16 protein-coding genes and 1 riboswitch are annotated in these 16,856 nt (G+C 61.3%); of the genes, 14 read left to right on the plus strand and 2 right to left on the minus strand.

Going from position 1 to position 16,856, the window contains the following annotated elements:
- Window positions 1–74: 74 nt before the first annotated feature.
- Window positions 75–288: riboswitch (cobalamin riboswitch) on the plus strand.
- Window positions 289–390: 102 nt separating this feature from the next.
- The 5 genes from cobW (at window position 391) to HCU66_RS07870 (ending at window position 8,856) form a co-directional block, all read left to right on the plus strand.
- Entirely contained in the window at window positions 391–1,458 is a 1,068-nt protein-coding gene (cobW, locus tag HCU66_RS07850) for a cobalamin biosynthesis protein CobW (protein ID WP_205887938.1), read from the plus strand.
- A 3-nt stretch (window positions 1,459–1,461) separates the two neighbouring features.
- Window positions 1,462–5,376 carry a cobaltochelatase subunit CobN gene (cobN, locus tag HCU66_RS07855; protein ID WP_205887939.1) on the plus strand — a complete coding sequence of 1,305 codons (3,915 nt, stop codon included), beginning with the start codon at window positions 1,462–1,464 and terminating at the stop codon, window positions 5,374–5,376.
- A 141-nt stretch (window positions 5,377–5,517) separates the two neighbouring features.
- A complete protein-coding gene (locus HCU66_RS07860; RefSeq protein WP_205887940.1) occupies window positions 5,518–6,525 on the plus strand; it encodes a magnesium chelatase ATPase subunit I in 1,008 nt (335 codons plus the stop codon).
- Window positions 6,526–6,644: 119 nt separating this feature from the next.
- Window positions 6,645–7,181, plus strand: coding sequence for a vWA domain-containing protein (locus tag HCU66_RS07865; RefSeq protein ID WP_205887941.1), 537 nt, complete (start codon window positions 6,645–6,647; stop codon window positions 7,179–7,181).
- A gap of 28 nt (window positions 7,182–7,209) precedes the next feature.
- On the plus strand, window positions 7,210–8,856 hold the full coding sequence (locus HCU66_RS07870; protein WP_205887942.1) for a phospholipase D-like domain-containing protein: 1,647 nt from the start codon (window positions 7,210–7,212) through the stop codon (window positions 8,854–8,856).
- A gap of 252 nt (window positions 8,857–9,108) precedes the next feature.
- Here HCU66_RS07870 and HCU66_RS07875 read toward each other — a convergent pair whose 3' ends face one another.
- On the minus strand, window positions 9,109–10,332 hold the full coding sequence (locus tag HCU66_RS07875; RefSeq protein ID WP_205887943.1) for an NADH:flavin oxidoreductase/NADH oxidase family protein: 1,224 nt from the start codon (window positions 10,330–10,332) through the stop codon (window positions 9,109–9,111).
- Between the two features lie 77 nt (window positions 10,333–10,409).
- On the opposite strand from HCU66_RS07875, the gene HCU66_RS07880 reads away from it, so the two are divergent.
- A complete protein-coding gene (locus HCU66_RS07880) occupies window positions 10,410–10,814 on the plus strand; it encodes a MerR family transcriptional regulator (protein WP_205887944.1) in 405 nt (134 codons plus the stop codon).
- 87 nt (window positions 10,815–10,901) lie between these two features.
- On the opposite strand, the gene HCU66_RS07885 is transcribed toward HCU66_RS07880, so the two are convergent.
- A complete protein-coding gene (locus tag HCU66_RS07885) occupies window positions 10,902–11,384 on the minus strand; it encodes a thioredoxin family protein (protein WP_205887945.1) in 483 nt (160 codons plus the stop codon).
- Between the two features lie 209 nt (window positions 11,385–11,593).
- Here HCU66_RS07885 and HCU66_RS07890 point away from each other — a divergent pair, with 209 nt between their 5' ends.
- The 8 genes from HCU66_RS07890 to HCU66_RS07925 all read left to right on the plus strand — a co-directional run bounded on the left by HCU66_RS07890 (window position 11,594) and on the right by HCU66_RS07925 (window position 16,855).
- A complete protein-coding gene (locus tag HCU66_RS07890; RefSeq protein WP_205887946.1) occupies window positions 11,594–11,842 on the plus strand; it encodes a type II toxin-antitoxin system Phd/YefM family antitoxin in 249 nt (82 codons plus the stop codon).
- Window positions 11,832–12,113, plus strand: a complete 282-nt coding sequence (locus HCU66_RS07895) for a type II toxin-antitoxin system RelE family toxin (RefSeq protein WP_205887947.1) — start codon at window positions 11,832–11,834, stop codon at window positions 12,111–12,113. The genes HCU66_RS07890 and HCU66_RS07895 overlap by 11 nt, the downstream gene beginning before the upstream one ends.
- A 310-nt stretch (window positions 12,114–12,423) precedes the next feature.
- Entirely contained in the window at window positions 12,424–13,272 is an 849-nt protein-coding gene (locus tag HCU66_RS07900) for a transporter substrate-binding domain-containing protein (RefSeq protein ID WP_205887948.1), read from the plus strand.
- 52 nt (window positions 13,273–13,324) lie between these two features.
- Window positions 13,325–13,987 carry an amino acid ABC transporter permease gene (locus HCU66_RS07905; protein ID WP_018927655.1) on the plus strand — a complete coding sequence of 221 codons (663 nt, stop codon included), beginning with the start codon at window positions 13,325–13,327 and terminating at the stop codon, window positions 13,985–13,987.
- Between the two features lie 9 nt (window positions 13,988–13,996).
- On the plus strand, window positions 13,997–14,659 hold the full coding sequence (locus HCU66_RS07910; RefSeq protein WP_205887949.1) for an amino acid ABC transporter permease: 663 nt from the start codon (window positions 13,997–13,999) through the stop codon (window positions 14,657–14,659).
- Window positions 14,656–15,447, plus strand: a complete 792-nt coding sequence (locus HCU66_RS07915) for an amino acid ABC transporter ATP-binding protein (protein ID WP_205887950.1) — start codon at window positions 14,656–14,658, stop codon at window positions 15,445–15,447. The genes HCU66_RS07910 and HCU66_RS07915 overlap by 4 nt, the downstream gene beginning before the upstream one ends.
- A gap of 30 nt (window positions 15,448–15,477) precedes the next feature.
- Window positions 15,478–15,867, plus strand: coding sequence for a RidA family protein (locus HCU66_RS07920; RefSeq protein WP_205887951.1), 390 nt, complete (start codon window positions 15,478–15,480; stop codon window positions 15,865–15,867).
- Window positions 15,868–16,090: 223 nt separating this feature from the next.
- Window positions 16,091–16,855, plus strand: a complete 765-nt coding sequence (locus HCU66_RS07925; RefSeq protein WP_205887952.1) for an IclR family transcriptional regulator — start codon at window positions 16,091–16,093, stop codon at window positions 16,853–16,855.
- Window position 16,856 lies beyond the last annotated feature (1 nt).

Here is a 16,856-nt window from a genome sequence, read left to right on the forward strand (position 1 = left end):
CTCGTTTGGATGCTGATTGGCTTTTGGTAGGAGGAGGTGGCGTGCGCAGTGATTGACCCGCCCCCACACGATGCGTAGCCTTGCGCTCTCGAGGTTCTTCGGCGTCTGCCGAAGCTAAGAAGGGAACGCGGTCGATGCCGCGGCTGCCCCCGCAACTGTGAACGGTGATGTTCGCTGCCACGCCACTGCAAGCCCTGATCCATCAGGTTCGCGGGAAGGCGCAGCAAACGCCAGTCCAACGATTGGCACACCGTCAGCCAGGAGACCTGCCTCGACACAGATTCTCACTTTCAACCGGGCGGGGTGATCCGGTGGCGAACTCTTCAGGCACGCGCGCCCGCGTTGCCGGTCGTCGTCCCGTATGCCCGCCACCTTGCCAAAGGGCATCCGATGAAAACACTGGCCAAACTCCCCGTCACCATCGTTACCGGCTTCCTCGGCTCGGGCAAAACCACCTTGCTGCGCCACATGCTCGACAACGCCCAGGGCCGTCGCATCGCGGTGATCGTCAACGAGTTCGGCGAGCTGGGCATCGACGGTGAGATCCTCAAGCAATGCTCGATCGGCTGCACCGAAGAGGAAGCCAGCGGTCGCGTCTATGAACTGGCCAACGGCTGCCTGTGCTGCACCGTTCAGGAAGAGTTCTTCCCGGTGATGCGCGAGCTGGTTGCTCGTCGCGGCGACCTCGACCACATTCTCATCGAAACCTCGGGCCTGGCCCTGCCAAAACCTCTGGTTCAAGCCTTCCAGTGGCCAGAAATCCGCAGCGCCTGCACCGTTGACGCGGTGATTACCGTGGTCGACAGCCCGGCCGTCGCTGCGGGGACCTTCGCCGCGTTCCCGGATCAAGTGGATGCCCAGCGCAAACTCGACCCGAACCTGGACCACGAATCGCCGCTGCATGAACTGTTCGCCGACCAATTGGCCAGCGCCGACCTGGTGATCCTCAACAAGGCCGACCTGATCAGCGCCGCAGACCTGGCCCGTGTGCGCCTGGAAGTCGCTGAAGAACTGCCGCCGGCGGTGAAAGTCATCGAAGCCAGCAGCGGTCGTCTGCCACTGGACGTGCTGATCGGCCTCGGCGCCGGTTCCGAAGAACACATCGACAGCCGCCACAGCCATCACGATCATCATCATGAAGGTGAAGACGATCATGATCACGACCATGACGCGTTCGACTCCATCTCGATCGAGCTGCCACAAGCCGACGAAAGCCTGCTGATGGACGCGCTGACGCAACTGGTGGTCCAGCATGACATTCTGCGGGTCAAGGGTTTCGCGGCGGTGCCGAACAAACCGATGCGCCTGCTGATCCAGGGCGTAGGCACGCGTTTCGACAAACACTTCGACCGTCAGTGGGGCGTCGAAGAGGCACGCACTACGCGACTGGTGTTGATCGGTCAGGCGCTGGACGCCGTTCAACTCGAAGCGCAATTGCGCGCTGCGCTCAGCGTTTAACCCATGCACCTGCTCAGGACCCAGCCCGGCGGTTTCGTGTCGGATGACAACATTGCCGACCTTGGACAAACCCCCGCCGAGCTGGTGGTCCTGTGCAGCGGCGATTCCAGCCTGGCGTTGCTCGCCGAAGCGGCGCAGCAGCTGCCCGACGATTACCCGAGCTTGCGCCTGGCCAACCCGATGCAGGTGCAGAATCACGCCTCGGTCGATCTCTATGTCGACGAAGTGCTGCGCCACGCCAAGGTGATTCTGATCTCGCTGCATGGCGGCATCGCCTATTGGCGTTACGGCATCGAGCGTCTGGTGGAATTGTCCCGGCGCGGGGTGCAACTGATTCTGGTGCCGGGCGACGATCGCCCGGACCCGGAACTCAGCGACCTGAGCACCGTGATCCCCGAAGACCGCGACCGGCTCTGGCAGTTTTTGCGTCAGGGCGGCATGAGCAATGCCCTGGATTTTTTCCGCTGCCTGGCCAATCGCTGGCTGGATCGCGATTACACCTGGGGCGAGCCGCAAACCCTGCCACGCACCGCGATCTACCACCCGCAAAAAAGCCCCGCGCACCTTCAGGACTGGCAAGCCGACTGGCAGCCCGATCAACCGGTGGCGGCGGTGCTTTTTTACCGCTCGCACTTGCAGGCAGCCAACACTGGTTTCATCGATATTTTCTGCCAGCGTTTGCAGGCGGCGGGGCTCAACCCGTTGCCGATTGCGCTGGCCAGTCTGAAAGAGCCCGGCTGCCTGACGGTGGTCGAAGACCTGCTGGATGAGGTCGAGGCGGGGGTGATTCTGAACACCACCGGTTTCGCCCAGTCCAGCCCCGAAGCGCCGCACCTGCGGCCGTTTCGCCGCAACATCCCGGTGATCCAGGCGATCTGCGCCCAAGACAACGAGCCCGGTTGGCTGGCGAGCGAGCAAGGCCTCGGTCCCCGTGACCTGGCGATGCACATCGCGCTGCCGGAGCTGGACGGGCGAATCATCAGTCGGCCAATCAGCTTCAAGGATCTGGCTTGGCGCAGCGAGCGCAGTCAATCCGACGTGGTTTGCTACCGGCCACAACCGGAACGCATGGATTTTGTCGCCGAACTGGCGCGGCGCTGGATCGATCTGGCGCGAGTGCCCAATGGCGAAAAACGCATCGCCCTGATCCTCGCCAACTACCCGACTCGCGATGGACGAATCGGTAATGGCGTCGGTCTCGACACGCCCGCCGCGGCGCTGAACATCCTGCATGCACTGCATCAAGAAGGTTACCCGCTACCGGCCGAGTTGCCGGACAGTGGCACCGCGCTGATCCAGCAATTGCTCGGCGGTGTCAGCAATGACCTGGACACGCTTGATCAACGTCCGTGTCAGCAAAGCCTGGCGCTGGATGATTACTTTTTGATGTTCAACGCACTGCCCGACGCCAACCGCCAGGCGGTACTGGAGCGTTGGGGTGCGCCCGAAAGCGATCCGATGTTCCGTGGCGGGCGAATGATGATTGCCGGATTGCGCTTCGGCCTGACCTTCGTCGGCATTCAACCGGCGCGGGGTTATCAGGTTGACCCGAGCGCGGTCTATCACGACCCGGACCTGGTGCCGCCCCATGGCTACCTGGCGTTCTACTTCTGGTTGCGCAACACCTACGGCGCCCACGGCGTGATTCACGTCGGCAAGCACGGCAACCTCGAATGGCTGCCGGGCAAGGGCGTCGGGTTGTCGGAAAACTGCTGGCCCGACGCATTGCTCGGGCCGCTGCCGAACATCTATCCGTTCATCGTCAACGACCCGGGCGAGGGCGCCCAGGCCAAGCGCCGCACGCAAGCGGTGATCATCGATCACCTGATGCCGCCGCTGACCCGCGCCGAAACCTATGGTCCGCTGCGCAATCTCGAGTGGCTGGCCGACGAATATTACGAAGCGCAATTGCTCGATCCGCGCCGCGCCCGGGAACTGCAGCGCGACATTCTGCAACTGGTGCGCGATACGCACATTGACCGTGAACTGCAACTGGACGAGCCACTCGACAGCGATGCCGACGCGGCGATCTGGTTGCCGCGTCTGGACACCTACCTGTGCGACTTGAAGGAGTCGCAGATCCGCGATGGCCTGCACGTGTTTGGCGAATCGCCGGTCGGTCGGTTGCGCGTCGACACCTTGTTGGCCTTGCTGCGCATTCCTCGCGGCGACGGTCGTGGCGCGCAGTCAAGCGTGCTGCGGGCGCTGGCCAAGGCTTTTGGATTGGGCTTCGATCCGCTGGATTGCGCCCTGGCTGAACCGTGGACCGGACCGCGTCCCGAGCCACTGGAAACCCTAACAGACGAAGTCTGGCGCACGGCGGGTGATACCCGCGAACGTCTGGAATTGTTCGCCGCTCAACTGATCTCGCAGACTTTGAATGCCGAGGTCGAGGGACCTCAAGCCATATCCGGCCCCTGTGGGAGCGAGCCTTTGTGGCGAGGGGGCTTGCCCCCGTTGGGTCGCGAAGCGGCCCCAAAAAACGGGACTGCTGCGCAGTCCAACGGGGGCAAGCCCCCTCGCCACAAAGGCTCGCTCCCACAGACGGCGGGCTGGTCCGACGTGAGTGCGATCATCGACAGCTTGCGCGAGGTCGTTGCCCCGCGTCTGGACGCTTGTGGCCCGGCAGAAATGCGCGGCCTGCTGGACGCCCTCAGCGGTCGATTCGTCCCAGCCGGGCCGAGTGGCGCACCGAGTCGCGGGCGGCTGGACGTGCTGCCCACCGGGCGCAATTTCTATTCGGTGGACGTGCGCAACCTGCCGACCACCACGGCGTGGCGTATCGGCTTCCAATCCGCCAACCTGATTCTTGAGCGGCATTTGCAGGACCACGGCGATCACCTGCGTCAGCTCGGACTGTCGGTCTGGGGCACCGCGACCATGCGCACCGGCGGCGACGACATTGCCCAGGCCATGGCGTTGATGGGCGTGCGGCCGGTGTGGGCGACGGGCAGTCAGCGCGTCGACGACTTCGAGATTCTACCGTTGAGCCTGCTGGACCGGCCACGGGTAGACGTGACCTTGCGCGTCTCCGGATTTTTCCGGGATGCCTTTGCCAACCTGATCCGCCTGTTCGACGCCGCCGTGCAAGCGGTCGCCGCGCTGGATGAACCGGACGATCTCAACCCGTTGGCGGCCAAGGTCCGGGCCGAGCAGCAAGCGCTGCTGGAATCCGGTCTGGATGAAGAGGCGGCCAGGCGGCAGGCCGGCTGGCGCATCTTCGGGGCCAAACCGGGTGCTTACGGCGCGGGCGTGCAGGGCGCCATCGACGGTCGCTTGTGGCAAAGCCGTGAAGACCTGGCCGAGGTTTACCTGAACTGGGGCGGCTACGCCTACGGCGGCGCTGATGAAGGCACCGTCGCCCGCGAACAGTTCGCCCAGCGTCTGAGCCAGGTGCAGGCGGTGCTGCAAAACCAGGACAACCGCGAGCACGACTTGCTCGATTCCAACGACTATTACCAGTTCCAGGGTGGCATGCTGGCGGCCGTCGAAAGCCTGCGCGGTGAAGCGGCGGCGAGTTATCACGGCGACCACAGCCAGCCGGACTTGCCGAAGATCCGCACATTGAAGGAAGAGCTGAACCGGGTGATCCGTTCCCGGGCGGCCAATCCGAAATGGATCGACGGGGTCAAGCGACATGGCTATAAAGGCGCGTTCGAACTGGCGGCGACGGTCGATAACCTGTTTGCGTTCGACGCCACCACGCAGTTGATCGACGATCACCAGTATGCGTTGCTGGCGGACGCCTATTTGCTCGATCCGGCGACCCGGGAGTTTGTCCGCGAACACAATCCCCACGCCTTGCGCGACATGACCGAGCGCCTGCTCGAAGCGCAGCAACGGGGGATGTGGCAGGAGCCGGGTGAATACCGCGAGGCGCTGGAGAATTTGTTGCTGGATATAGAAGAAGACAGTTAGCGGGATCGTTCCCACGCTCTGCGTGGGAATGCCTCTACGGACGCTCCGCGTTCGGCTGTTGGGACGCAGAGCGTCCCGGGCTGCATTCCCACGCAGAGCGTGGGAACGATCATCATCACCGACCATGACTGAGATTTGAACATGACCGACACCCCCCATTTCCCGCTCTCCGCCGTGGTCGGCGCCGATGACTTGAAGCTCGCGCTGTACCTGACCGCCATTGACCCGAAAATCGGTGGCGTGCTGATCGAAGGCCCGCGCGGCATGGCCAAGTCGACCCTGGCCCGAGGCCTGGCAGACCTGCTGGCCAGCGGTCAATTCGTCACCTTGCCCCTGGGCGCCACCGAAGAACGGCTGGTGGGCACCCTCGACCTCGACGCGGCCCTGAGCGAAGGTCGCGCTCAGTTTTCTCCCGGCGTGCTGGCCAAGGCCGACGGCGGCGTGCTCTACGTTGATGAAGTCAACCTGCTGCCCGATCACCTCGTGGACCTGCTGCTCGACGTGGCCGCCAGCGGCACCAACCTGATCGAGCGCGACGGGATTTCCCATCGGCATTCGGCGAAGTTTGTGCTGATCGGCACCATGAACCCGGAAGAGGGCGAACTGCGCCCGCAACTGCTCGACCGCTTCGGTCTGAATGTCGCCCTCAGCGGCCATACCGCACCCGCCGAGCGCGGCCAGATCATCCGTCGTCGACTGGATTTCGACAGCGACCCGCCAGGGTTCTGCGCCGAGTGGGAACGTCAGCAACTCGCCTTGCGCGAGCGTTGCCAAAAGGCGCGCTCAGCTCTGGCGAGCATTCCTCTCGACGATGCCGCATTGGCGCAAATCACCGAGCGTTGTTTTGCCGCCGGCGTCGATGGCCTGCGCGCCGATCTGGTCTGGCTGCGCGCGGCCCGGGCTCATGCAGCCTGGCGCGGCGCGAACGCGATCAGCGAGGACGATATCGACGCGGTCGCCGAGTTTGCCTTGCGTCATCGTCGTCGCGAGCATTCGACTTCTGCGTCGCAACATCCCCAAGCGCCGCAGCAGAACGCTTCGCAAACCTCCAACCCGAGAGAAGGCCAGGGCCAGTGGGGCGAAATGCCCGCCCAGGCGCTGCCGGTCGGCGCACGACGTGAAGTGCCGAGCTGGCCAAAAAAGCCCTAGGCATTCGCCCTCGATCGGACGCGGGGGCGAATGCCAGACCCCGCGCAGGACGACTGGATAGCGGCAAGCAGGGCAAGCGTCATACTGCGCGCAGCGGATCGATCAACTGGCCCGGCACCTTGATCAATGGCCGACCGCGTCAACGCGACGATGTGCTGTTTCACCTGCGCACCCGCACCCCTCATGAACTGTGGCTGGTAATCGTCGATGCCTCGGCCTCGACCCGGCGCCATCAGGCGTTGAGCGATGCCAAGGGCCTGCTGGCGCAACTGTTCGACGACGCCTATCGTCAGCGTGCGCGCCTGGCGTTGCTGACGGCCAGCGGTCATGGGCCGAAGTGGCAGGTGCAAGGGTTGAAAGCCTCCACGGGCTTGCGCGACTGGCTCGAGGGGCTCGGCGCCGGTGGCGGTACGCCGATGCTGGCGGCATTGGGTGAGGCGGGGCGCTGGCTGGCGGCACGGCAAAAGCGCTTTCCGGCAGAGCAGCAGCGGCTGTTGCTGGTGACGGATGGACGGTTGAAGGAATGGTCGGCGTTGCCGGCGCTGGATTGCCCGGGGTTGGTGATCGACATCGAGCGCGGACCGATTCGCCTTGGACGGGCTAAAGTGTTGGCGGCCCAGCTGCAAACGCATTACCAACATATCGATGATCTGTAGGGCGAAAAGATCTTCACAGGAGTGACTCATGCGCGTTCTAGCCCGCAACGATCAGGACGATTTCCGCGTCAAAGCCTACGCCGGCACCAACGGTGTGTTGCTGGCCATCGACCTCGCCGAACCCCGCCGCAAAGGCCTGCTGGGGTTCGCCATCGAAAAACAGCAAGGCAGCAAACCCTGGCTGTTTCTGTTCAACAGCCTGACCTTTCCCGGCAAGACCCATACGTTCCCCCAGTTTCACGCCACCCCCAGTGATACCGCGCCGCTGCAGAAATTTCGCTGGGCCGATTACGCGGTCAATCCGGGGGTGACGATTCATTATCGGGTGCACCTGGCCTACGGCACCGCCGATGCGATACAGCTGGGTGAAAGTCTGGAGGTGACGATCACCACGGACAATGGCCTGCCCAATGGGCAGAGCGTGATTTTCAACCGGGCGGTGGCTGCCAGTCAGGCGTTCCAGCGCAAGTTCGCCGACCTCGATGCGCTGCTCAGCGCCAACAAGAAACTACCCATCGAAGAGTGGCCTGACGCGCCACGGCAATGGCTGGAAAATGGTTTGCTCGCCCGCTTGCTGGGGTTCATCGAACGTGCCGAGGATGGCCGGTGGGCGCTGGACATCGCGATCTATGAATACCAATTGAAGGTGATCGTCGATGCGGTGAACGCTGCCTTCGAGCGTGGCGTGAAGGTTCGGGTGCTGTACCACGCTCAACCGGACGAAGACACCACGGTGCTGAACGAAGCCAGCCTGGAAAAAATCCCGGCGGCGAACAAGCGCGGGCGGGTCACTCACAACATCTTTCACAACAAGTTCATGGTCCTGAGCCGGCTCGACGCCACCGGGCAGCATCAACCCGAAGCGGTACTGTGCGGCAGCACCAATTTCACCGCAAACGGCGTTTACCGTCAGGCCAACGTCGTGCATGTGCTGGACGATGCCCGGATCGGCGCCCGTTATCTGCAAACCTTTGAGCAAGTCTGGGCCACGCCGGCGGACGTCGGCGCTACGCGGGACTGGCTCACGCAGCACAATCCGATGCAGCCGGACCGGCCGTTGTTCGCCGGATTTTCACCGCGTTCGGGCAAGGGCGACTTGCGTCAGTTCGTCGAGATTATCGACTCCGCGAAAAAAGACCTGCTGTTTGTCACCGCGTTCTCCTTGCCGGACGAAATACTCAACGCGTTGCTCGGCCAGCCCCACGACGACATCTTGCGTTACGGCCTGCAAAACACGGCCAGCAGCATCACCGGTTTCCACGCCGACCGCACCGCCGAATTCGCCGCCACCGCGCTGCTCAACACCGGCCTGGAAGGCTGGCTCAAGGAAAACATGAAAGGCCAGAAGGGCAATCTGCTGGTGCACACCAAAGCCATCGTCGTCGACTTCACCAGTGATGCACCGACGATCATCAGCGGCAGCCACAACCTCAGTGACGCGGCCAGCAACGGCAACGACGAGAACTACCTGATCATCCGTGGCGACACCGACCTGGCCGACCGTTACGGGCTGGAGCTGCTGCGCTTCTACGAGCATTACCGGTTCCGCTACTTCGCCAAGAAACTGCAACTCAAGCAGGTCAGGCCGTTGGCTCCGGATAACAGCTGGACCGATGACTATTACCGCGAGGGCGATTTGCGGATGCTGTCACGGCTGCGTTTTTCCGGTCGATAAAAACCCCGACGGGCGCCCTTTGTAGCAGCTGCCGAGCCTGCGAGGCTGCGTTCGGCTGCGCAGCAGTCGTAAAACCTGAAACTGCGGTGCATCAGGCAGACCGCGTCAGCCGGACTCACGACTGCTACGCAGCCGAACGCAGCCTCGCGCTGCTCGGCAGCTGCTACAGGTCGGTTATTTGCCCATTGCCTGGCGGTACTGGCNACGCAGCCGAACGCAGCCTCGCGCTGCTCGGCAGCTGCTACAGGTCGGTTATTTGCCCATTGCCTGGCGGTACTGGCGGGTACGCCGGGCGATGTACAACCGGTCGAGGATCAATGCCCATACCGCCGAAACCTGCGGTCTGGGCGTGCGCCCGCGGCCCAATCGATGGAGCTGAAACTTCACCACGGCCATGTTCGCCAGCGACGCCAGGGCTTTGCGTTTCCAGCGAATCGGTGGCAACTGCGGGTGGCTGTTCTGGCCTTCGCGCCAGCGTTTGACCAGCTGCGGTTCAATGGCCAGTGCCGTGCCGATGCCAGCCATGGCGATGCCGCTGTCGAGCACCTGTTCGACGATTGCCAGCCGGCGTATTCCCCCGGTCACCATCACCGGCATGCGCGCCACACCGGCCAGTTCGCTGGCCATCTCCAGAAAGTACGCTTCTCGCGCCAAAGTCCGACCGTCGCGCGCCTCGCCTTGCATGGCCGGGGCTTCGTAGCTGCCACCGGAGAGCTCGAGCAAATCGATCTGTTGCTCGTTGAGCCACTGGATCACTTGCCGGGCGTCATCGGCGTCGAAACCGCCGTGCTGGAAGTCCGCGGAGTTGAGCTTCACGGCCACGCAAAACTGCGGCGACACCGACTTGCGGACAGCACTGAGCACTTCCAACAGCAAACGCGCGCGGTTTTCCAGAGAACCCCCCCAGCGGTCGGTGCGGCGATTGGTCAACGGCGACAGAAACTGGCTGAGCAGATATCCGTGCGCGGCATGAATCTGCACCCCGGTGAAACCGGCCTTTTCCGCCAGGGCGGCGCTGGTGGCGAAGCGTTGAATGACTTCTGCAATATCGTCCTCGCCCATGGGCTTGGGTTCGGCAAACATCTTCGAAAACCCGCCCAGGTCCAGCGCCACGGCAGAGGGCGCCCAGGCTTGCTGGCCGAGGTTGGCCATGGTCTGGCGCCCAGGATGATTGAGTTGCATCCAGAACTGCGCGCCACCGGCCCGGCCGATGGTTGCCCACTGGCGAAAGCGTTCCAGGTGTCGCTCGTCTTCCAGCACCACGCCACCGGGGCCGGTCATGGCGCGGCGGTCGATCATCACATTGCCGGTCAGCAACAATCCGGCCTCGCCGTCGGCCCAGGCTTGATACAGCCGAAACAACTCGGCGGAAGGTGCCTGCCCGGTATCGGCGAGGTTCTCCTCCATCGCGGCTTTGGCGATGCGATTGCCGATGGTCTGGCCGTTGGGCAAATTCAACGTTTGGAAGGGCGACATGCTTGACTCCTCATCAGTGATGAGTAGAGGCTAAGCTTAAAGTTAACTTTAATGTCAAGCGTGTAGATGAGGCCGTGATGAAGATTGGTGAATTGGCGCAACTGAGCGGGTTCAACGCTTCGCGCATACGGTTTTACGAGGCTCAGGGGCTAATCCGTCAGGTCGAGCGTCAGACCAACGGCTATCGGCGTTATCCGCCGCAAGTACTGCAAACCCTGAAAATCATCCAGTGCGCCCAACAGGCCGGTTTCAGCCTCGAAGAGCTGAAACTGCTGCTGCCGGATGCCGCGACGGGTGAGTTCAATCACGAGGAGCTGGTGGCGAGCCTTGGGCGCAAGGTCGAACAGATCGAAGCGATGCAACTGCACCTGGCCCAGAGCAAGGCGCAGTTATTGGAGGTGATCGAGAGCATCCAGACGCGGCCCGAGGGCATGGGGTGCGGGGCGAATGCCGAGCGGGTGCTGGGGTCGCTCAAGCAATAGCACCAATGCCGGCAAGTCAAGACGCATGACCTGTAGGCGCGAGGCTTGCCCGCGAAGAATGCACCGCGGTTTTTCAGGTATTGCGCGTCATCGTTCTTCGCGGGCAAGCCTCGCTCCCACAGGTTTTGCGTGAATCAACCGTACATTCAACAGCTCCCGTGCCCGAGGCGCGGTGCATAAAGTGCTGAAGGTTTTCTGCAACCACTGCAAGTCGTGGCGGGGTTTGCGGGCAATCTGTTTGGGCCTGAGCTTGCCGATGTGATTTTTGAAATTTTCTTCCAGGGTTTCCCGGGTTCCAATCCCCTTGAGCTTCTTCAGCAGTCTCCCGTCCTTATAGATCAGAACAGTGGGTGTGCCAGTGACTTCCGGATGCCGAGGGGATTGGCTCGTACTCAGCACATAGATGTGCGCGTGATCCTTGTACTTCTCGGCAATTGCACGGAAAACCGGCTCGGCCATTTCGCAGGCGGGACAGTGTTGGTTGCCGAAATACAGAATCACCGGCCGCCAGGTTTTGAGCGCCTTGCGGTAGACCGCAGCCATGGTCGGGTGGGTGGATATCGAACTCATTGAAATCTCCTTTTCAAAGACAATCGAAGGCCTGTTGACGTTAAAGGAGGCGAGCAGGTGGGTCTACTGTCAGAAATTACAGGTGAGGGGGCAGGTGCCGGTGAGTCCCTTTACGTATAAGGGGACATCCTATGAACAAAGGGTAGATGCCAGACTCGATTTGGAGTGCTATTTTTAGCGCTATTAAAAGCACTTCAAGGAGTAGCGAAATGACACATATCGTGCTTTCACAGGTTGTAGCGAGCATCTCCGAACTAAAGAAAAATCCGATGGGTACAGTCGCTGCGGGTGGTGGGTTGTCTGTCGCAATCCTCAACCGTAATGAACCCGCTTTCTACTGCGTCCCCGCCAAAGAATACGAAGCGATGATGGACCGGCTTGAAGACATGGAACTGATTGCCCTTTGCCGCGAGCGAGAAAACGATCCTGTAATCAAGGTTTCTCTCGATGACCTATGAGCTGGAGTTTTCTGAGAAAGCCTGGAAGGAATGGCAGAAGCTCGGGTCAACGTTGAGGGAGCAGTTCAAGAAAAAGCTTCAGGAGCGGTTGGCTAATCCGCACGTTCCAGCAGATCGGCTGAGTGGGCTGGGCAATGCTTACAAGATTAAGCTGCGCAGTGCCGGGTATCGACTGGTTTATCGGGTTGTAGATGAGGTTCTGGTTGTGACGGTGATAGCAGTTCGGAAAAGAGAGCGGGGAGATGTTTACAAGGACGCAGGCGAGCGGTAGAGCTGCAAAAGTCCCTGAGCTTCGGCATTTATCCGGGTAGATCAAAGGCCAGGTTGTCTTGCCTTGTTTTGAATCGTTATGCCTTCAACTGTGGCGCAAGTACCCGTGTGCTGGGGTCATCGGTAGCGCTCATTCAATTGTCCATTTCGTAACACCTTCCTCGCGCTAACGCGCATCCATCTGATTCAAAACACTTTTCAATTCCCTCGAGATTCCACTCACAACCTGTGGCACACTTTCTGCTGCCTATTCCGTTGTTACATACCAAGTTCCGGTATAGCGGAATAAACATGACCCTGGAGTGCTTGCCATGCATCGCCGACCTTCGTTGTTTAAAGCGTGTGTTTTTCTGTTCGCGGCTTCGGCCGCTGTCATGGGTGTCGCCCAAGCGGCAGACAGCAAGCTCGACAGCGTGCTGGCCCGTGGGAAGTTGATCGTGGGCACGGGCAGTACCAATGCGCCGTGGCACTTCCAGGGCGCGGATGGCAAGTTGCAGGGTTTTGATATTGATATCGCGCGAATGGTGGCCAAAGGGTTGTTCAACGATCCGAGCAAGGTCGAGTTCGTGGTGCAATCGTCGGATGCGCGGATTCCGAATCTGCTGACCGATAAGGTCGACATGAGTTGCCAGTTCATCACCGTGACCGCCAGCCGCGCCCAACAGGTCGCGTTCACCTTGCCGTACTACCGCGAAGGCGTTGGCCTGTTGTTGCCGGCCAACAGCAAGTACAAGGAAATCGACGACCTGAAAGCCGCCGGTGACGGTGTGATCGTGGCGGTGCTGCAGAACGTGTACGCCGAAGAACTGGTGCATCAGGCGCTGCCCAAGGCCAAGGTCGATCAGTACGACAGCGTGGACTTGATGTATCAGGCGGTGAACTCCGGCCGTGCCGACGCGGCGGCCACCGATCAGTCGTCGGTGAAATACCTGATGGTGCAGAACCCCGGCCGCTATCGCAGCCCGGCCTATGCCTGGAGTCCGCAGACCTATGCGTGCGCGGTCAAACGCGGCGACCAGGATTGGCTGAACTTCGTTAACACCGTGCTGCATGAAGCCATGACTGGCGTTGAGTTCCCGACTTACGCGACGTCGTTCAAGCAGTGGTTCGGTGTGGACCTTCCAACACCTACGATCGGTTTCCCCGTCGAATTCAAATGATCCCGTGAGAGCGGGGCGCCTGAAAATCGCCCCGCTCAAGGTACTGCTGACCATGAACTATCAGTTGAATTTTGCCGCCGTCTGGCGCGACTTCGACACCTTGCTGGCGGGGCTCGGTCTGGGCCTTGAGCTGGCGTTGGTGTCGATCGCCATCGGCTGCGTGATCGGCCTGCTGATGGCATTTGCCTTGCTGTCGAAGCACCGGGCGTTGCGGGGGCTGGCGTCGGTGTATGTGACGGTGATCCGTAATACGCCGATTCTGGTGTTGATCCTGTTGATCTACTTCGCGTTGCCGAGCCTGGGCATTCGTCTGGACAAGATCCCGTCGTTCATCATCACCCTGTCGCTGTATGCCGGGGCGTACCTGACCGAAGTGTTTCGCGGCGGGCTGTTGAGCATTCCCAAGGGGTTACGTGAAGCCGGCCTGGCCATCGGGCTCGGTGAGTGGCAGGTCAAGGCGTACATCACCGTGCCGGTGATGCTGCGCAATGTGCTGCCGGCGCTGTCGAACAACTTCATTTCGCTGTTCAAGGACACCTCGCTGGCGGCGGCGATTGCCGTGCCGGAGCTGACCTATTACGCGCGCAAGATCAATGTCGAGAGCTACCGGGTGATCGAAACCTGGCTGGTGACCACAGCGCTCTATGTTGCGGCCTGTTACCTCATTGCCATGATGCTGCGTTACCTCGAACAGCGTCTGGCGATTCGCCGATAGGAGGCCCCCATGTACGAATCCCCCAGTTGGTTGCATGAGTTGTGGGTGGCCCGGGAAGTGCTGTGGCAGGGCTTTCTGACCAGTGTGCAGTGCTCGGCGCTGGCGATTTTGCTGGGCACGCTGGTCGGCATCGTTGCCGGTCTGGTGCTCACTTACGGCACGTTCTGGATGCGCGCGCCGTTCCGGTTTTACGTCGACATCATTCGCGGCACGCCGGTGTTTGTATTGGTGCTGGCCTGCTTCTACATGGCGCCGGCGCTGGGCTGGCAGATCAGCGCGTTCGGGGCCGGCACCTTGGGGCTGACGCTGTTTTGCGGCTCCCACGTCGCCGAGATTGTGCGCGGTGCGTTGCAAGCGCTGCCCAGCGGCCAGATGGAGGCGAGCAAGGCCATCGGCCTGACGTTTTACCAGGCGCTGGGCTACGTGTTGTTGCCCCAGGCGCTGCGGCAGATTCTGCCGACCTGGGTCAACTCGTCCACCGAGATCGTCAAGGCCTCGACATTGTTGTCGGTGATCGGCGTCTCCGAGTTGCTGCTCAGCACCCAGCAGATCATCGCCCGGACGTTCATGACCCTGGAGTTTTACCTGTTCGCCGGTTTGCTGTTTTTCGTCATCAACTACGCCATCGAATTACTCGGCCGGCACATTGAAAAGCGGGTGGCCTTGCCATGACACAAGCTCAAGTTTCGACCCAGAACCAGGCGCTGCTGGACATCCGCGGCCTGCACAAACAATACGGTCAGCTCGAAGTGCTCAAGGGCGTCGACCTGACGATGCAGCGCGGCAACGTGGTCACGCTGATCGGCTCCAGCGGCTCGGGCAAGACCACGCTGTTGCGCTGCGTGAACATGCTTGAAGAATTCCAGGGCGGGCAGATTCTGCTCGACGGCGAATCCATCGGCTATCACGAGGTCAACGGCAAACGCGTGCGCCACCCGGAAAAAGTCATCGCCCGCCATCGCGCCATGACTGGCATGGCGTTCCAGCAATTCAACCTGTTCCCGCACCTCACCGCGTTGCAGAACGTCACCCTCGGGTTGCTCAAAGTCAAAAAGCTGCACAAGGACGAGGCGGTGGCGCTGGCGGAAAAATGGCTGGAGCGGGTCGGCCTGCTGGACCGTCGCGATCATTACCCCGGTCAGTTGTCCGGCGGCCAGCAGCAGCGCGTGGCGATTGCCCGGGCGATTGCGATGAACCCGAGCCTGATGCTGTTCGATGAAGTCACCTCGGCCCTCGATCCGGAACTGGTGGGCGAAGTGCTGAACGTGATCAAGGGGTTGGCCGAGGACGGCATGACCATGCTGCTGGTGACTCATGAAATGCGTTTTGCCTTCGAGGTCTCGGACAAGATCGTGTTCATGAATCAGGGGCGGATCGAAGAGCAGGGGCCACCCAAGGAACTGTTCGAGCGCCCGCAGTCGCCGCGGCTGGCGGAATTTCTCAAGAACACCCGTTTTTAAGTCTTCACTTTTTTAACAGGAGAAACACCCATGAGCATTACTCGTTACGGCGCCGGCAGCACCGCCGGTGGCGGTCAGCCCCGTCCTTTCGCCCGTGCTGTCGAAGCGGATGGCTGGCTGCACGTGTCCGGCCAGGTGCCGGCGGTGGATGGCGAAATCATCGTGGGCGGGATTGTCGAGCAGACTCACCAGACCATGAAAAACCTGATCGCGGTCCTGGAAGAAGCCGGTTACGGTCTGGAAGACGTGGTTCGTACCGGCGTGTGGCTGGAAGACCCGCGGGATTTCTGGAGTTTCAACAAGGTGTTTTCCGAGTACTTCAAAAGCGAACACGCCCCGGCGAGGGCCTGCGTGCAGGCGAGCATGATGGTCGATTGCAAGGTCGAGATTGATTGCATCGCGTACAAGAAAAAGGCCTGAGGCTAATGATCGTTCCCACGCTCGGCGCGGGAATGCATCGCGTGACGCTCCGCGTCACATCCAGAGCCGAACGCGGAGCGTCCGTTGAGGCATTCCCACGCCGAGCGTGGGAACGATCATTAGCGGTAAACTCCCGGCACTTTGAATGGGAACCTGAAACATGACCGAAGACACCATNATCATTAGCGGTAAACTCCCGGCACTTTGAATGGGAACCTGAAACATGACCGAAGACACCATCAAGCGCCGGGCTCGCGGTCTGGACCGGGCGTTCGACATCCTCGATTTCCTCAAGGAAATCGGCCAGCCCCTGCGCCCGAACGAAATCGCCAGTGGCATCGGCAGCCCGAAATCCACGGTCTACGAATTGGTTGCGTCCTTATTGGAGCGACGCATTCTCGAACCCGTGGGCAAGGACGGTCACGTTTACCTCGGCCGTCAGTTGTACTTCCTCGGGCAGGCGCATTTGCGCCATTTCGACCTGTCCCGCGAGGCCGATCACGCCTTGCAGGAGATCGTCAGCCAGACCCACGAAACCGCGCAGATGTGCCTGCTCAACGGGCGCAAATACACCGTGGCATTGATGAAAGAGGGCGAGCGGCATTTTCGCATTTCTTCGGACATCGGCGAGAACGCTCCGATCCCCTGGACCGCTTCCGGACGCCTGTTGCTGGCGCACCTGAGCGATCAGGAGATCGTCGATTTGATCGACCCCGACGACTTCATCCTGCCCGACGGCGAACGCCTGCCGCTGGAGCGGTTTCTTGAAGAAATCCGCCAGGCCGGTATCGATGGGTTCTTTTCCTTCGACAGCGTCGCCGACACTTTCACCCATTGCTTCGCCGCCCCGGTCAAAGACCCGAACGGTGTGGCCATCGCGACCCTGTGCATCGTCGCTCCACGGGCCGATGCGAAGAACAATTACAACGACTATCGCCGGGTGCTGATCGACAGCGCCAACAGCCTTGCCCGGCGTATCAACGAATAAC

Source organism: Pseudomonas frederiksbergensis, assembly GCF_017114915.1.
Lineage (GTDB): Bacteria > Pseudomonadota > Gammaproteobacteria > Pseudomonadales > Pseudomonadaceae > Aquipseudomonas > Aquipseudomonas frederiksbergensis_I.

Bases quoted from the DNA above. Each gene is read 5' to 3' on its own strand.
- HCU66_RS07920 (WP_205887951.1), top strand. From the start codon at position 15,478: ATGAGCATTACTCGTTACGGCGCCGGCAGCACCGCCGGTGGCGGTCAG.
- cobW (WP_205887938.1), top strand. From the start codon at position 391: ATGAAAACACTGGCCAAACTCCCCGTCACCATCGTTACCGGCTTCCTC.
- HCU66_RS07885 (WP_205887945.1), bottom strand. From the start codon at position 11,384: ATGAGTTCGATATCCACCCACCCGACCATGGCTGCGGTCTACCGCAAG.
- HCU66_RS07880 (WP_205887944.1), top strand. From the start codon at position 10,410: ATGAAGATTGGTGAATTGGCGCAACTGAGCGGGTTCAACGCTTCGCGC.
- HCU66_RS07895 (WP_205887947.1), top strand. From the start codon at position 11,832: ATGACCTATGAGCTGGAGTTTTCTGAGAAAGCCTGGAAGGAATGGCAG.
- HCU66_RS07890 (WP_205887946.1), top strand. From the start codon at position 11,594: ATGACACATATCGTGCTTTCACAGGTTGTAGCGAGCATCTCCGAACTA.
- HCU66_RS07905 (WP_018927655.1), top strand. From the start codon at position 13,325: ATGAACTATCAGTTGAATTTTGCCGCCGTCTGGCGCGACTTCGACACC.
- cobN (WP_205887939.1), top strand. From the start codon at position 1,462: ATGCACCTGCTCAGGACCCAGCCCGGCGGTTTCGTGTCGGATGACAAC.
- HCU66_RS07870 (WP_205887942.1), top strand. From the start codon at position 7,210: ATGCGCGTTCTAGCCCGCAACGATCAGGACGATTTCCGCGTCAAAGCC.
- HCU66_RS07875 (WP_205887943.1), bottom strand. From the start codon at position 10,332: ATGTCGCCCTTCCAAACGTTGAATTTGCCCAACGGCCAGACCATCGGC.
- HCU66_RS07910 (WP_205887949.1), top strand. From the start codon at position 13,997: ATGTACGAATCCCCCAGTTGGTTGCATGAGTTGTGGGTGGCCCGGGAA.
- HCU66_RS07915 (WP_205887950.1), top strand. From the start codon at position 14,656: ATGACACAAGCTCAAGTTTCGACCCAGAACCAGGCGCTGCTGGACATC.
- HCU66_RS07925 (WP_205887952.1), top strand. From the start codon at position 16,091: ATGACCGAAGACACCATCAAGCGCCGGGCTCGCGGTCTGGACCGGGCG.
- HCU66_RS07900 (WP_205887948.1), top strand. From the start codon at position 12,424: ATGCATCGCCGACCTTCGTTGTTTAAAGCGTGTGTTTTTCTGTTCGCG.
- HCU66_RS07860 (WP_205887940.1), top strand. From the start codon at position 5,518: ATGACCGACACCCCCCATTTCCCGCTCTCCGCCGTGGTCGGCGCCGAT.